Origin of the sequence: Endozoicomonas atrinae (genome assembly GCF_001647025.1) — a bacterium.
Taxonomy (GTDB): Bacteria; Pseudomonadota; Gammaproteobacteria; order Pseudomonadales; family Endozoicomonadaceae; genus Endozoicomonas; species Endozoicomonas atrinae.
Genome location: NZ_LUKQ02000014.1, coordinates 13,239 through 27,887, shown reverse-complemented (window position 1 = coordinate 27,887; position 14,649 = coordinate 13,239). Strand labels below are relative to the sequence as shown.

The window sequence follows — 14,649 nt, the reverse complement described above, 5'->3', positions numbered from 1 at the left end:
CCATATGCTGTCATCTCTTCCTACTTTTCTTAGAGGCTTTATATCTGCGAGCGTACTCGGGATAAACACACTTATTCTGTGTATACCTCTACTTGCGTTCAGTCTTAGCCGTTTTCTGATTCCCATAAAACCGTGGCACAAACTATGTACCCGCATATGCATCGCTATTGCTGAATGCTGGATCAGTATCAACAGTGGCTGGATGAAACTGACACGCACCATGCAGTGGCAGGTTGAAGGACTTGAGAATCTACAGAAAGATGAATGGTACCTTGTAACGTGCAATCACCAGTCATGGGCGGACATTTTTATTGTTCAGCACCTGCTGAACCGCAGAATTCCAATGCTGAAGTTCTTTCTGAAACAGGAGCTGATCTGGGTGCCGGTCATAGGCTTGTGTTGGTGGGCTCTGGACTTTCCTTTTATGAAGCGCTATTCACGGGCCTATCTGGAAAAGTACCCGGAGAAACGCGGTGAAGATCTTAAGGCCACCCAGAAAGCCTGTGAAAAATTCCGTGATGTTCCTGTATCCGTTTTTAATTTTATGGAAGGAACCCGATTCACAGACAACAAGCACAGACAACAAAAGTCGCCTTTTCAACACCTGCTGAAACCAAGAGCCGGTGGCGCTGGTTTTGTGCTTGGAGCAATGGGGCAACAGCTGCGCACATTGATTAATATCACCATTGTGTACCAGGATGGGACCCCATCATTCTGGGGTTTCCTCTGTGGCAGGGGTGACAAGATCAGTGTAAAAATTGAAAAACAGACAATCTCTGACGCTTATCTAGGCCGGGATTACAGCAATGATGAGATATTTCGAGAGCAGTGTCAGAAGTGGGTGAATGAGCTATGGACTCAAAAGGATCAATTGATCCTATCGATCAAGGAAGATCATTCCAGAGAAGAGGCTGCCTAGCCTAGATAAACTAATGCAGCCAAATCTCCGGCCGCCACAGCAGCCAGTTTTTTTTGGGCTCATGGGCAAGATCAAAACGATGCCCTGATTTAATAGGCCTCTCTGGCTTTTCAGGGGTCGCAAAAGCGATCCCTCCGGCCAGAAGTGCTTCCAGTGATTCTGCCCGGATGCGGGTTCCTCGAAACAAACCAACATCTATATCGATACCACTGACATTCCAGAAACGACTTTCACTGCTGACCAGTCTACGGTATCGATCTTCAATGTTAACACTAATAATCACCTGATTCGCCGGATTATCCAGACGATAACCCGTGACTTCACCAACCGGGACATCCCGGTAATAAACAGGACTGCCCCGTTGAATTGAGCCCAGACTCTGACTCACCAACTCGATTACCAGACCTTTTATCTTTGGAATATCATCAGGTTCTCTGTGCTGACCGATAAACTCTGTAGCCTTTGGCCCCGGAATATCAGGCATTTCAACATTAATAAACGGACCTATAATCAATGTATCCAGATTCGCGGTTCGTGCCAGGCCGAGTTTTGGCTCCACCAGCCAGAAGTGCACGCCTTTTCTCATCAACCAGGACTTATCGCTGTCAATCAATGCCTTAACCGTAACACCCTTTTGTTCTCTGTTAACCAGTAAGCGGGTGACTCTCCCAACCTCAACCCCACGAAAACGAATTGAGGTTCCTTCACGTAATCCTTCTGCTCGGTCAAAAGCAATCTCAATCTGCTGGTCACCACTAAGCGCCATGGCCTGATCTGAAAAGAGAGTAAACCTCGTGCCACTTTCAATGCTTTGCGCATCCGGCCTGCCAGTACTGAAAGTGATGCCACCGGAAATCAGACTTTTCATCGAGGCCATATCAACACGAAAATTACGAAGATCCCCTTCAAGCTTGAGGCCACTGACATGCCAGAAACGACTACTTTTATTCACCAGATGCTGGTAACGAGCCTCAATCAGCACATGAATGAATAGCCCTCTGTCTTTCAGGTCATAGGATTGAACAAACCCGACAGGAACATTTCGGTAGAGAACAGGGCTACCTATATCAACACCTTTCAGCGCTTCGGCCTGTAGCGTCAGACTCAAACCAATAGCGCCTATCGGTGTTACCGGCCGGGTTTCCATCCCCTTAAAGTGGCTGATAGCAACGGCCGCATCCACAACCCTCTTATTAATGTCCATTGCTACGTAGCGACCACTGATCAGTGTGTCCAGGTCAGATATACCGTCAAACCCCAGCTTGGGCTCAACAATCCAGAATCGCGTACCCGCTACCAACGCAGGTTTTGCTTCTGGCTTGACGATCGCTTCAGCAATAACACGGCTAACATCTTCGCTGACATCCACGGATCGTATCCGTCCTATCTCCTGCCCATGGAAACGAATCGGTATATTGCTGTCGCCCAGCGACACCCCCAGAGGAAACTCGATAGTGATCGGTATACCCGCTTCTGCAGTATCGTAATCACTATAAAGGGCAAATTCAGAACCATTGGAAACCATGGGAGTATCCTCTTCCCATTCAGGGGTGTAAAAGGCAACACCTCCCTTTAAAATGGAAACCAATGATTGTGCCTGTACCTCCAGGCTGGCCATATTGGCAGAGACTTTCAGGCCACCCGCACTCCAGAAGCGGGTATTTTCATGCACGAGATGAGCAAACCCTGACTGAATATAAATATGCACCTCAACGAACTGCCCATTCTCTGAAAGTCCATAATTGAATACTTCCCCAACCTTAAGTTTTCGATAGAAAACAGGGCTGCCAATGTCCAGAGAGGGTAATTCATCAGACTTCAATACCAGACGGAGACCGTCTTTTCCCCCCATCATTCCAGGTGCTCTTTTCAAAGCAGTGAACTCAGTCTGAAAAGTACCTTCTGAAGATGGGCTGAACGCAATGTAATTTCCGGTAATCAGCGTATCCAGTCCAGAAACTTCCGTCAGACTCAATTGTGGTTCCACCAGCCAGAAGGCACTGTTTTCGGTAAGCAGAGGCTGGAAACGCTGATTTATTTTTACGGTAACATTAACAGCATCAAAGTTTTCACTGGGCGAGAGCTGGGTAACATGCCCTACAGGAATACCGTTATGCAGTACTTCTGTCTTATCCACAGCAATGCCACGGCCATTGTCAAAGCGAATCATGACTTCTATACCACCATGACCAAGCTCACGCCAAAGTAGCCAGCCTGTTGCAATTAAAACGACCAGTGGCAGCAACCAGATAGGTGTAAAATTCAAACGATCTTCGACATGGGCTGTCGCAGACGAATCACTGGATACTGAGTCATCCGCAACAAAATGATCATGTTCCCGACTCATTTCACAGCACCTCCTGTGCTAAACCGCTAGGCGACCCCAATACTTTTACAATGACTTCCGGCTATCCCATAACAACCTTGGGTCAAAACTGCTGCTCGCCAGCATAGAGAGAATAACGACCGCAGCAAATGCCCAGGCACCGGCCCCTGGCTCAACCTGTCCAAACTGCCCAAACTGAATCAATCCGGCCAGTAGAGAAATGATAAAAATATCCAGCATGGACCAGCGCCCTATCCAGGAAATAAGCCGGTACAATCGCATTTTCTGTCTGATTCCCAACCCCATTTCATAGCCACACTGAATTGACAGGAGTAAAACCGCCATACCCATGAGCTTTATCAGCGGAATCAGGATACTGGCAACAAATACCAACACAGCAATAAACACCATATCATGCTCAACAAGCTTCACGACTCCGGATAGGATGGTGTCTGGTTCTCCCCCCTGACCAAGCCAGCTGACTGACATCATTGGATAAATGTTTGCCGGAATATAAAGCAGGCCTGCTGCCAGAGTCAGGGCCCAGCTTCTGCCGATACTGTTCGTGCGCCGTAAATGCACTCGGCCGCCACACCTTTGGCAACGCCGCTGGTGCTGTGGACAGATCTGATAACAGACAAGACAGAGCTTAACCCCCAGGTCAATTCCATTCATTAATCGTACGAGTCCCTTCTATTACCTTAACTCTTTTGCTTTTTCCAAGGGAAAGCCATAGCCTTTCCTCATGCAGCGTCAGACTGATGGCAATCTCAACCAGCATCAACCCGGTGTAACAAAATACCCCTAACCCTGCTTCCACAGTGGCCATATCAATAAGCTTTATGGCTGAAATCAACACGCCCAGCATATAGATTTTCGCCATTCCCCATTGACAGAGAAACAGATAATCACGGAACAGTAACCTTGAAAACCGGGTTCCGCCCTGATGGAGGGAGGCCCAGATAAACGGAAGCAGCATTAACAGTCGAAGGAGAGGAACCAACATAACAAACACAAAGACCAGTGTGGCAACCACCGGCAAGCCACTGCGCCAGAGAGCAACAACCCCTCCCCATATGGTACTGCTGTGCTGTCGACCAAACAGTTCCAGAGTAAGTACCGGATAAATATTGGCGGGTATATAGAGCAATAATCCTGTTACTACCAATGCAAGGAGAGTTTGCACCCGGTAATAGGCATGCTTTTCCAATACACATAAACAACGGGGACAGCTCGCGACCTGACGTTGTATCAATACCGGGATAACCACCAGTAAATCGCACTCAGGGCACAGGAGTTCATGGGGCTTTTCCTCCTTCGCTACCTTTTTGGTCTTTTGCTTCAGGTGATTATGAAGATAACCACTCAGGGCTTTAATTGTTGTTCTATTTTCCATACCTGAATCCAGAGCAAATAAGACCATATTCCTGCATGAAAAGTTGGGAATACTTCCTCATTCTGGTGATATAATCCCCCGCAAAATGCCCATTGACCGGTCTTCTGCATTCGAGTGCTATCAGTTCATTACTGCAAGGTAACCCTGTAAGCCCCTCTTACGGGAAATTACTATCTCTGAATACTCATCGGCAGCAAGCGTCATTACCGTTGATCGAGTCCTGCAAACCCGATTTGCTACCCGGTTAGATCAACAGAACGGGCAAACTGATCATGCTCCATTTAAAGAGGTACAACTATGCTCCCGGTTGAACGTCGCGAACACATTCTTGCTTTTGTTGAAGAAAAAGGCTGTGCCAACATCGAAGAGATGGCCGAACGTTTCGATGTATCCCAAATGACCATCCGTCGTGATATTCGTACCCTGGAGCAAGAAGACAAACTGCGCGTGACCTATGGCGGCGCCGTGTCCAAAAGCTTCCTGATGGAAGACATTCCTTATGAAAAGAAAAACGCTGTTAATATCGAAGAGAAAAAATCCATCGCTCATGAAGCCCTGAAACAGGTTCGTGAAGGGCAGATCGTCCTGCTGGACTCCGGCACCAGCACAATGGCTCTGGCCAAGCTCATGATGCGAATGAAGGTCACCGTGATCACGACTGACCTGAAAATTGCCCTGCAGCTGTCAGACTCTTCAACCGTAAAGGTATTCACCACCGGTGGTAACGTCAGTGCTATTACCAAAGCTCATACTGACGTGGCTGCACTGTCATTCCTGGACAGCATCAATGCGGATATAGCCTTCCTGGCAACCAACAGCTGGAGCCTGAACAATGGTGTGACTACGGCATCCAATGATCATTACTACATTCGTCGTAAAATGATGGAACGGGCCAATAAAACTGTTCTGCTGGCTGATTCCAGTAAATTTGGCGCCTCCAGCATGAAAACCATCGCACGTCTGGAGGATCTGGATTGCATTATCACCGACAGCAAGTTTGATGAAGAGAATCTGGCTGCAATCCGCGAAGCCGGTGGCAACATCATTCTGCCATCCTGATCAGCAGGGTCGTGTTTTCAGGGAGCCATAAGGCTCCCTTTTTTATGACACCCGACATTACTGCTAAGCTGATAAAGTTCTCCAGTCTTGCAGGCGGTCCTGGTATGACCGATAGCAGAAATGCCTCCCCTGATCTGTATTCCAATGGGTGACCCAGCCGGTATCGGCGCTGAGATCATTATCAAATCTCTATGCAGCCCAGAGCTTGCAGGAATCTGCAGGTTAGTAGTGATTGGTGACCAGCAATGGCTGGGACAGGCTGCCAGCATCTGTAAGAGAAAGGTGAGTTTCCAATTGATCAAGGACTCCCCACCCGACCTGCATTGTCCAGGACAAATCAACCTGATCCACAGCCCAATTTCAAATATCAACAATATTATCTTTGGGAAAGTCTCTGCGGCATCCGGAGTGGCAGCATACCAGTTCATTGAGCAGGCTGTTCACTATGTTCAACGTCAACAAAACAGCTCAATCGTTACCCCTCCCATCAATAAGATGTCTCTCAAGGCAGCAAGAATTCCTCATATTGGCCATACGGAAATGCTGGCATCACTGACTCACACCCATGACCCCATTACTCTCTTCCAGGTTGCTGATCTCAGGGTCTTCTTTCTTACCCGCCACCTGTCACTGAGACAGGCCTGTGATGCCATCATTGAAGACCGGGTTTTCAAGGGCATTTACAAGTCATACCAGATTCTCAAGTCACTGGGCATACATTCCCCATCGCTGGCAGTTGCCGGCTTGAATCCCCACTGTGGAGAAAATGGGCTGTTTGGAGATGAGGAAGTCTGCGCCATTGAACCTGCGGTTATGCGGGCCAAAAAGCAAGGATGGAGTATCAGCGGCCCAATTCCTGCAGATTCAGTTTTTCATCAGGCGCTTAACGGAGCCTACGACGGCGTGCTGTCCATGTACCATGACCAGGGCCATATTGCGACAAAAATGGTGGACTTTGAACGTACTGTTTCCATGACCTATGGCCTGCCATTTCTGAGGACCTCTGTCGATCACGGAACAGCCTATAATATTGCTGGCACTGGTCAGGCCAGTGAAGTCAGCCTGACGGAAGCGATCAAAGTAGCCGTACAGTATACGGAGACAGGATCTGTTGACGTTTCACTACGTTAACAATGACTCTGATACGCTGTTAACGCAATAAAACGCCAACAGCCCCTAATGAAGCCAGTTGAAATCAGTAATCAGCCTTATGCTTCAGGATCTCACGACGCTGCTTTTTATCGGGACGGTGATCGGGTCTTGGCATTGCGCCTCTCAAGGCTTTTCGATTAGCGGCAGCCTCTTCCCGAGCCTGAAGGCTCTCAGGCGTTTCCTCATAGAGCTGTTGAGCCAGCTCTGCCTTCTGGCGCTTATCATTAAGCGCCTTAACGATAACGATTCGCTCATCCCAGCCAGCCCGAAGTTTTATCACATCACCAACCCGAGGCTCTTTGCCTGGCTTGCAACGCTGGCCATTCAGATGCACTTTGCCGCCATCAATAGCTTCTTTGGCGATATTTCGGGTTTTATAAAAGCGTGCAGCCCATAACCATTTATCAAGTCTGATCTTTTCACTATTACTCATTCTGTCACCCTGACTGCTTTTTATCGTGAAAAGGCTTCGGCATTTCGAGATCAAAACCTCAGGCAGACAACCTTTTCAGGGCAAATGACTCTTTAAGAAGAAATAAACAGTTCCCGGAAGTCCTCAACAGCATTATAGGAGCCTGTTTCCCAGGGTCCTTTTTGACTATCCGGGTGACGGATGGCCAGCAACTCGGCTATGCCATAGGTTTTTGCTGAGTCAAGAATGCCGATATTGTCATCAATAAACAGAGCATGCTCCTTATCAAGCGCAATATCGTCTTCCAGTGCCCGCCAGAAACTTTGGTCTTCCTTGGGATACCCATAGTCATGGGAACTGATTAACTTATCAAAGTAGTGTGCCATGGGGAGACGTTCCAGTTTCAGAGAGAGACTGTCACGATGAGCATTGGTGATCATAATCACCTGCTTGCCATGATCCTTGATATTCTGAAGAAACGCATCGGCGTAAGGTCTGAAAGAGATGAGATGAGTGACCTCATGCTTCATGGCCATAATATCCAGATCCAGCTCTCTGGCCCAGAAATCCAGACAGTACCACTGCAACTTGCCATAGGTTTGCTCAAAACGGGGGCTAAGCTCTTCCTTTGCCCTGGCTAACGAAATACCGTGTTTTTCTGCATACCTGTCCGGCACGTACTCCTGCCAGAAATAGTTGTCAAAATGGAGGTCTAATAATGTTCCATCCATATCCAGCAGCACTGTGCTGATCTTAGTCCAGTCAATCATGATGGCATCTCATCAAAGGCATGTTGAGGAAGCAAATGGTTATCAGGCTACGGGTCATATCTGAAACAAATGCACCAATACCTCAATCGTTTCCAACCATTTTATCAGTGCCATAATCTGAATGAAATTCCGTGCTTTCAACTCCAGAAAAGTCACAGTGGTCTAGTCTCTGTAGACATCCATGGATACTAGGCGTCTGTCCGAAAACAGGCTCCCTACTGCGTTGGCAGAAAATTGGTCTAAACATTCGGCTTTGTTTGATAAATAGAAGCTCTATTCTCTTCACAAAACCGATTTTTTTATCAAGATCGAACAGATGGGCGCTTTTTTCAGACAGGCTCCTGGACATCGCGTCATGTTATAAACATCAGAAATCCCGGGGTTACCAGAAATGAAGTATCTATCCTTAACACTGGCCACGTTTGCATTCATCGCTCTCTTCACCGCCGCCAGTGCTGAGGCCAGGCAGAGAATACCCGAAGCGAACGCATCTCAAGCTAAGGCAAACAAACAAGCAAGCAGCAAACAGACACCAGCGGATACCAGCGTTTTACCTGTAACCGCTAAAGACAGGGAGGCACTGACCAGGCTTCTGGAGGGAATATTCAACAGCGTAAGAGAGCAGGACTATTCAAAACTTGCCTCCTTTTACAGTGAAGAGGCCCAAACCAACTTCAAGTACCGTTTTCTGAAAAGGGATAAAATCAACAAGTTTCAACAAGCGATCCCTGAGGTAGCGGGTCGACTTGAAGCGCTTCCACCTGCTGATTTTATCGCCACTGTATATACACATATGTTTGACAAGCTGACATTGAGCCTCGGCATGCCCATCAATATTGCCTATCCAAACATCACCAACATTGAGCTTTCCAATAATGGCAAAGAAGCCATCCTGACTTATGTGGAATTAGACTCAAATACCACTGACCCGGATGATATCTCTGAAGAAACCATGGAGTTTGTCAACATTGCAGGAGAGTGGAGACCACTGGGATGGTTTCTCGAAGATACCCTGGACGAGCTTATGAATATTTTGCTTCTGGCACAGACCTTTGCTGAAACCAGTCAGGCAGCTGCAAAGTGAACAGCCCCTATCCTCTTGCTAATGCAGGTCAGGATAGTGTTTTCCAGGAGCCTGCCGAACTTTTTCTCGCTACGGTCGCCGGTTAAACCCAGCAGGCTCCTTGCGCCCCCTCTTTCGTTACGTCATGCAAAGCACCCACCCAATCAGTCAGAAATATTTTGATTCCATATGACCAGCTACCTATGCCCACTATAATGACCAGATATTTCAAGCAAATACCATCAGGAAATCATGACGGAACACATTCCACAGAAAAATAAGCCAGAGATTCGCGCTTGCAGGGAAATTGCCCGTACCCGCCTCTTCAGGATTGAAGAGCTGGATATCCAATTCTCAAACGGTGAAGAACGTATCTATGAACGTCTGGGGGAGTTTGAGACAGGACACCGGGGCGTTATGGTTGTGCCACTGATCGATCATCAGCGTTTCATGATGATCAGGGAATACGCTGCCGGAACCGAAGATTACCAGCTTACCCTTCCGAAAGGCCTTGCTGAGCCCGGGGAAACTCTGGAAGAAGGGGGCAACAGAGAACTAAAGGAAGAGATCGGTTTTGGTGCTCGCAGCTGGCATCACCTTGGAGACTTCACCCTCTCACCAAACTATATGAAACGAAGTATTCATATTATGGTAGCTCAGAATCTTTATAAAGAGAGGCTGGAGGGAGATGAGCCTGAACCCCTGGAAGTAGACACTTTTTCATTTGATCAGTTGATGGAACTGTGTGCTCGGCCAGACTTTACTGAAGCAAGAGTGATCGCAGCACTCTTTCTGGTACGCGAGCAACTTAACGCTGGGTTATTAGGAAATATTCACAATTAGCCAGCAACCTTATGTCAACAGAACCTAACCCATCTTTGGCAAGACGAGTACGAGATATGAGCAGCGATCTTGAGTATTTAACTCCTGAGTTAGTTCACATTGCCCGAGAGGCAGGAAAGCGTATTCTTGCCGTTTATCATCAGGATGATCTCGGGGTACAAACCAAAGCAGATACGACGCCTGTAACCAATGCTGATCTTGCGGCAAATGCTGTCATTGTTGATGGGCTTAACAGTTTATCCATAAAGTACCCTCTGCTTTCTGAAGAATCGGCTCATCCCCCCTGGCAGGAAAGAAAAAACTGGCAACGATACTGGCTCATTGACCCCCTCGATGGAACCAAAGAATTCATTAACCGAAATGGTGAATTCTCAGTCAATATCGCCCTGATTGAGAATAACTACCCTCTGCTTGGCATCGTACATATTCCCACGACTGACATCACTTACTGGGGAGGGAGAAGCCTTGGGGCGTGGAAACAGGAGAAAGATGGTGTAGCTCAGACGATTCAGCCCAGAAAATTTGCTCCAGAGAAGGAAGTTATCGTTCTTGGCAGCCGGAGTTATGGAACCGCCGAGGCCCGCAATTACCTTAACTCTCTAAAAGCTATTTACCCGGGCCTCACATCCAGAAAAGTAGGCAGTGCATTGAAAAGCTGCCTGATTGCTGAGGGTCAGGCTGATATCTATCCAAGGCTTGGCCCTACTTCTGAATGGGATACCGGTGCTGTTCAGGGGATTGTTGAAGGGGGCGGGGGGGTGTTTCTCAATCCGGATGGCCAGCGCTTCTGTTATAACATGAAAGAAAGCCTGATTAATCCCAACTTTCTCGTACTGGGTGATAAAACTATTCAATGGCAACGTTTCTGGCCACCGCACTCGTGAGAGTGCTCACCTTACAAAAGACACCCCGAATAAAACAGCAGTCTCTTTTTCGAGACTTAACTGTTCCCTTGATAACGATTAAAAAACATAATGAATATCATCCACCTCGATCCTGGGAGTTCTGTCGGGTGGATTGTCCACCTCACCCTTAATAACAGTAGGAGAGTTCAGCTTAACTCGCTTATCGGGCAGGGCTGAATCATCAATAACCACATTAATCTCACCTGTTTCACCACGAAACAGGTATATTTTACCTTTGATTTTCTTAACAATTTCACCAGAAAGCCTAACCAGTTCTTCATCGTCTGATGCGTTCAGAATTTCTTCAACACTGTGTTTGTGATACATGGGCTTTTCTAACATGACGCTCTCGTCAAGAGCCAAGCGTTTTTCCTGAGAACAGGCCGATGCAATAAAACCTGACAGGATTATTCCTAATAACCGTCCTTTTGTCATAACACTTATCTCTATTCAATCCATATATGATTATTCGGCAGTACCGGATTATGATGCAATATCCATTTAACCCTCTGAAAACAAAAGCCATTTGTTTTTCGTAGCAAATCTCAAACAAAATCCATGCTAATTAAGACCCAGTACAGAATAGCAAAGAGTTCCCTGGTTTGTTCAAAGAGAACAATCACCTGTCGATATATTTTTTAGCTTTTTCATAGTGTTAGTTAATTAAAAATAATATCAGGAAAATAATAAAAAAAGCTCTGAACAACATTTTCTGTTCAAAAATAAGAGGCCACAATGCCCAACCTTAAAATCCAGAACTTATTTGCGCGACTTTCATCATTCATTCTGGGCATGGTTTTAATGAATCACTCCATTGCCGCAGAAGAAGACTGCACAAACCTCTATGAACACTCTCAATATTCTGGCCAGGTATTTTCTCTGTGTGAAACTGATGCTGGCTCACAGGAATTCTATGGCAATCAGCATTTTGCTGATGATTCGATAACATCAATCCAGCTGGCTCCAGATCAGGCACTGGAGGCCTGTGACGAGCCCGATGGGAATGGTGTTTGCCGAACCTATTACAGCTCTGCAACCAACGTGGGAGAAGAGCTGGATGACTCTTTTTCCTATGCACGGCTGATCCCATTCAACTATCGCGATTTTTATATGGCATTCATGTCAGATCCTCAGTACCCATGGTCATGTAAAACACCAGAGGAAAACTGCGATGACCGGGATAAAGCCTGGCAGGAAAATATAAATCATGTACAAAGCCTAAATGCATTAAAGAGCAATCTTGGGAAAGAGCAGTTCGCTGGCGTAGTCATCAATGGTGACTTAACGGCTTTTGGTCATGACTGGCAATTCAATGCCTATTACGAGCTGTACCACAAGCAATTGAAAATGAATGTCTATCCAGGTCTGGGCAATCATGACATTTCAAACAATGTGAATGACTGCTTTGTGAATAACTGCGCTTCCAGAATGATTCTTTACCTGAAAGATCATGTCCAAACCCTGAATGTCCGAAGTTTTGACTATCACAGTACAGGGACTTATTACGAGTTCCCATCGCTGAAAAAAAAGTACAGCAAAAGCTTTGCCTATTCCTGGGATATTGGTGACATCCATTTCGTTCAACTCAATAATTACCCAACCTATACTGCGCAATGGGATGGCTGGAACTTTGGAAAGGCCCGAAGAGATTACTTTACTATTCAATCCGCCAGGGAGTGGCTAACCAAAGACCTGGAACAGGCCAGCAAAGAAGGAAAACATATCATCCTGAACTACCATATATCCGGTTTTACCGATGGGATAAAAGATATCCTGCGTCGATATAAAGTTTCCGCTATTTTTGCCGGACACCTGCACTCCTATGTAGGCCAGGTCAATTTTCATACCCTGTGGAATTTCTATGGGCCAGGTAAGCACCTCCCTGTTTTTCTGGGAGGTGCAGCGGTATTCCAGAAGTACATGCTGGTCCGGTTTAAAGAAGATCACTTTGATGTCAGTATTGTGAAAAGTGATCAGGGCGCAAGTTACGAGTTAATCGACAAAGGAACATACCCGCTGTACTAGGAGCCTGTCGGGGTATATACACAGCCCCCCTTGGCCTGAGGTTAAGATCAGATCATAATCTTCCACTGTTCTAACAATAAGAATAGTGAAGTCATGTCAAAAGCTATCAGTATTATCTTCTGCACTCTGGCCATTATTTACATTCTGCTGATGAATCAGCTGCCAGTCCTGCTGGCCGTTGTAGCAAAGTCAGCCCCCATATTTCTGCTGCTAATCCCCATCTGGCTGTCACTATCTGGAAAACTTCGAACCGGTATGATAATTGCGATTTTATTTTCTGCCGGCGGGGACATCTTACTGGCCCTGGATGGTGCCATTGGGGATTTCTTTGTTCCTGGCCTGGCCAGTTTTTTAATAGCACAGGTGACTTATGCCATCCTTTTCTGGCAACACTGCAGATTTAATAGCCAACGACAATGGCTGGCTGCAGGCTATATTCCCATTGCATTTACCCTTGCCTGGTTTATTTTACCAGCCAGTGGAGAACTCCTTATTCCGGTAACTGCCTATTTAATCGCCATCAGTGCAATGGTGCTTGGCGCAGCGTTCTGCAATCGACCATGGCAATGGTTGTTTGTGGGTGCCAGTACGTTTGCTCTATCTGACAGCTTGATTGCCATTAATAAGTTCATACAACCACTCCCTTATGCCAGCATTGCAATTATGGTGACCTATTATCTGGCCCAGTATATGATCGTGAGCGGAATGATTAAGCCAGAAGATAAACATTTGTGAAGACGATTGGGTTGCTTGGCGGAATGAGCTGGGAGTCCACTGCAAGCTATTACCGACTCCTTAATGAGGGTGTAAAAAAGGCCTTGGGGGGGCTCCACTCAGCCAAAATTTATCTCTACAGCGTGGATTTTTCGGAAGTAGAGCAGCTGCAACATCAAGGAAAGTGGGATGAAGCTGGAGTGTTACTCGCCAATGCGGCAAAAAGCCTGGAGGCCGCTGGTGCAGAAGGTCTGATGATCTGTACCAATACCATGCATAAAGTGGCTCCAGCCATTGAGTATGAGCTATCGATCCCACTGCTTCATATCGCCGATGCTACTGCTCAGCTGCTGGTAGCTGATGGTATCAAAACCGTTGGTCTGCTGGGTACGGCATTCACCATGGAAGAGGACTTCTACAAAGACCGGTTAACTGAGCGCTATGGTCTGCAGGTTCTCACGCCAGACAAGCCCCAGAGAAAAGCAGTCCACGATATCATCTATAACGAGCTCTGCCTGGGGGACATTCAGCAATCATCCCGTCAGTCCTATATCGATATCATTGAAAATCTGCAGCAACGGGGAGCTGAAGCCATTATCCTGGGATGTACGGAAATCAGCCTGCTGATTCAACAGGAACATGCCTCTGTTCCGCTTTATGACACAACTCAAATCCACGCAGAAGCCGCTATCAACTGGATATTAGGAAGTAATAGCAATTCTTTGTTCTGACGATAAATACCGTTTGCTTCGAAGAGGGCAGGAATACTCCATCCCCCTCGAGCCCATTTCCATAAAAATGAACTCCTTGCCCAAAACAAACATTGGGAACTTTCTTAAATTTTGGAATTCTAACGTTCGTATAATCGTATGGTAATTCAAATCGCTCCTTTAACAGGCATTAGTAATACTGGTGCACGAAACCTGAAAATCAGTTATCTCCTGATATAACAGTATTTTTTAAAACAGAATGCAGGTTGAATGCAGGCCATTAAGCAGCAGGTCACATAAGAATATATATGTGGCTACGTTACATTGTCTGCTTATATTAAGCGATGCAAACGCA

General features: G+C 46.6%; 15 protein-coding genes. 9 read left to right on the top strand and 6 right to left on the bottom strand.

The features are described from left to right. Positions 1 to 4: 4 nt before the first annotated feature. On the top strand, positions 5 to 919 hold the full coding sequence (locus AK963_RS03510; RefSeq protein WP_066014091.1) for an acyltransferase: 915 nt from the start codon (positions 5 to 7) through the stop codon (positions 917 to 919). Positions 920 to 929: 10 nt separating this feature from the next. Here AK963_RS03510 and AK963_RS03505 read toward each other — a convergent pair whose 3' ends face one another. Genes AK963_RS03505 through AK963_RS03495 form a run of 3 tightly spaced genes read right to left on the bottom strand, consistent with a single transcriptional unit; the run spans position 930 to position 4,641 of the window. Next, entirely contained in the window at positions 930 to 3,266 is a 2,337-nt protein-coding gene (locus AK963_RS03505; protein ID WP_083232431.1) for a PqiB family protein, read from the bottom strand. Positions 3,267 to 3,311: 45 nt separating this feature from the next. After that, positions 3,312 to 3,920 carry a paraquat-inducible protein A gene (locus AK963_RS03500; RefSeq protein WP_066014090.1) on the bottom strand — a complete coding sequence of 203 codons (609 nt, stop codon included), beginning with the start codon at positions 3,918 to 3,920 and terminating at the stop codon, positions 3,312 to 3,314. Then, the gene (locus AK963_RS03495; protein WP_175404423.1) at positions 3,907 to 4,641 is read right to left on the bottom strand and encodes a paraquat-inducible protein A; all 735 of its coding nucleotides are present in this window, start codon (positions 4,639 to 4,641) and stop codon (positions 3,907 to 3,909) included. Before AK963_RS03495 ends, AK963_RS03500 begins: the two co-directional genes overlap by 14 nt. A 297-nt stretch (positions 4,642 to 4,938) precedes the next feature. Here AK963_RS03495 and AK963_RS03490 point away from each other — a divergent pair, with 297 nt between their 5' ends. Together AK963_RS03490 and pdxA are read left to right on the top strand one after the other, a co-directional pair. Beyond that, entirely contained in the window at positions 4,939 to 5,700 is a 762-nt protein-coding gene (locus AK963_RS03490) for a DeoR/GlpR family DNA-binding transcription regulator (RefSeq protein ID WP_066014089.1), read from the top strand. A 120-nt stretch (positions 5,701 to 5,820) separates the two neighbouring features. Further along, on the top strand, positions 5,821 to 6,831 hold the full coding sequence (gene pdxA / locus AK963_RS03485) for a 4-hydroxythreonine-4-phosphate dehydrogenase PdxA (protein WP_066014088.1): 1,011 nt from the start codon (positions 5,821 to 5,823) through the stop codon (positions 6,829 to 6,831). A 64-nt stretch (positions 6,832 to 6,895) separates the two neighbouring features. Here pdxA and hslR read toward each other — a convergent pair whose 3' ends face one another. Both hslR and yrfG read right to left on the bottom strand, forming a co-directional pair. Further along, the gene (gene hslR, locus AK963_RS03480) at positions 6,896 to 7,285 is read right to left on the bottom strand and encodes a ribosome-associated heat shock protein Hsp15 (protein ID WP_066014087.1); all 390 of its coding nucleotides are present in this window, start codon (positions 7,283 to 7,285) and stop codon (positions 6,896 to 6,898) included. Positions 7,286 to 7,377: 92 nt separating this feature from the next. Next, entirely contained in the window at positions 7,378 to 8,034 is a 657-nt protein-coding gene (yrfG, locus tag AK963_RS03475) for a GMP/IMP nucleotidase (protein ID WP_066014086.1), read from the bottom strand. Between the two features lie 391 nt (positions 8,035 to 8,425). Here yrfG and AK963_RS03465 point away from each other — a divergent pair, with 391 nt between their 5' ends. The 3 genes from AK963_RS03465 (at position 8,426) to cysQ (ending at position 10,824) form a co-directional block, all read left to right on the top strand. Continuing rightward, on the top strand, positions 8,426 to 9,118 hold the full coding sequence (locus tag AK963_RS03465; RefSeq protein ID WP_066014084.1) for a hypothetical protein: 693 nt from the start codon (positions 8,426 to 8,428) through the stop codon (positions 9,116 to 9,118). A 231-nt stretch (positions 9,119 to 9,349) separates the two neighbouring features. After that, positions 9,350 to 9,940, top strand: a complete 591-nt coding sequence (gene nudE / locus AK963_RS03460; protein WP_066014083.1) for an ADP compounds hydrolase NudE — start codon at positions 9,350 to 9,352, stop codon at positions 9,938 to 9,940. Between the two features lie 56 nt (positions 9,941 to 9,996). After that, on the top strand, positions 9,997 to 10,824 hold the full coding sequence (gene cysQ, locus AK963_RS03455; RefSeq protein ID WP_066014082.1) for a 3'(2'),5'-bisphosphate nucleotidase CysQ: 828 nt from the start codon (positions 9,997 to 9,999) through the stop codon (positions 10,822 to 10,824). Positions 10,825 to 10,902: 78 nt separating this feature from the next. Here cysQ and AK963_RS03450 read toward each other — a convergent pair whose 3' ends face one another. Further along, positions 10,903 to 11,280, bottom strand: a complete 378-nt coding sequence (locus AK963_RS03450; protein ID WP_083232429.1) for a NirD/YgiW/YdeI family stress tolerance protein — start codon at positions 11,278 to 11,280, stop codon at positions 10,903 to 10,905. A gap of 300 nt (positions 11,281 to 11,580) precedes the next feature. Here AK963_RS03450 and AK963_RS03445 point away from each other — a divergent pair, with 300 nt between their 5' ends. The 3 genes from AK963_RS03445 to AK963_RS03435 all read left to right on the top strand — a co-directional run bounded on the left by AK963_RS03445 (position 11,581) and on the right by AK963_RS03435 (position 14,315). Then, positions 11,581 to 12,870 (top strand): metallophosphoesterase, encoded by a 1,290-nt coding sequence (locus AK963_RS03445; protein ID WP_066014080.1) that lies wholly within the window; start codon positions 11,581 to 11,583, stop codon positions 12,868 to 12,870. A gap of 93 nt (positions 12,871 to 12,963) precedes the next feature. Then, the gene (locus AK963_RS03440; RefSeq protein ID WP_083232428.1) at positions 12,964 to 13,605 is read left to right on the top strand and encodes a lysoplasmalogenase; all 642 of its coding nucleotides are present in this window, start codon (positions 12,964 to 12,966) and stop codon (positions 13,603 to 13,605) included. Then, entirely contained in the window at positions 13,602 to 14,315 is a 714-nt protein-coding gene (locus AK963_RS03435; protein WP_066014079.1) for an aspartate/glutamate racemase family protein, read from the top strand. The genes AK963_RS03440 and AK963_RS03435 overlap by 4 nt, the downstream gene beginning before the upstream one ends. Positions 14,316 to 14,649: the final 334 nt, after the last annotated feature.

Bases quoted from the DNA above. Each gene is read 5' to 3' on its own strand.
- AK963_RS03510 (WP_066014091.1), top strand. From the start codon at position 5: ATGCTGTCATCTCTTCCTACTTTTCTTAGAGGCTTTATATCTGCGAGC.
- AK963_RS03505 (WP_083232431.1), bottom strand. From the start codon at position 3,266: ATGAGTCGGGAACATGATCATTTTGTTGCGGATGACTCAGTATCCAGT.
- AK963_RS03500 (WP_066014090.1), bottom strand. From the start codon at position 3,920: ATGAATGGAATTGACCTGGGGGTTAAGCTCTGTCTTGTCTGTTATCAG.
- AK963_RS03495 (WP_175404423.1), bottom strand. From the start codon at position 4,641: ATGGAAAATAGAACAACAATTAAAGCCCTGAGTGGTTATCTTCATAAT.
- AK963_RS03490 (WP_066014089.1), top strand. From the start codon at position 4,939: ATGCTCCCGGTTGAACGTCGCGAACACATTCTTGCTTTTGTTGAAGAA.
- pdxA (WP_066014088.1), top strand. From the start codon at position 5,821: ATGCCTCCCCTGATCTGTATTCCAATGGGTGACCCAGCCGGTATCGGC.
- hslR (WP_066014087.1), bottom strand. From the start codon at position 7,285: ATGAGTAATAGTGAAAAGATCAGACTTGATAAATGGTTATGGGCTGCA.
- yrfG (WP_066014086.1), bottom strand. From the start codon at position 8,034: ATGATTGACTGGACTAAGATCAGCACAGTGCTGCTGGATATGGATGGA.
- AK963_RS03465 (WP_066014084.1), top strand. From the start codon at position 8,426: ATGAAGTATCTATCCTTAACACTGGCCACGTTTGCATTCATCGCTCTC.
- nudE (WP_066014083.1), top strand. From the start codon at position 9,350: ATGACGGAACACATTCCACAGAAAAATAAGCCAGAGATTCGCGCTTGC.
- cysQ (WP_066014082.1), top strand. From the start codon at position 9,997: ATGAGCAGCGATCTTGAGTATTTAACTCCTGAGTTAGTTCACATTGCC.
- AK963_RS03450 (WP_083232429.1), bottom strand. From the start codon at position 11,280: ATGACAAAAGGACGGTTATTAGGAATAATCCTGTCAGGTTTTATTGCA.
- AK963_RS03445 (WP_066014080.1), top strand. From the start codon at position 11,581: ATGCCCAACCTTAAAATCCAGAACTTATTTGCGCGACTTTCATCATTC.
- AK963_RS03440 (WP_083232428.1), top strand. From the start codon at position 12,964: ATGTCAAAAGCTATCAGTATTATCTTCTGCACTCTGGCCATTATTTAC.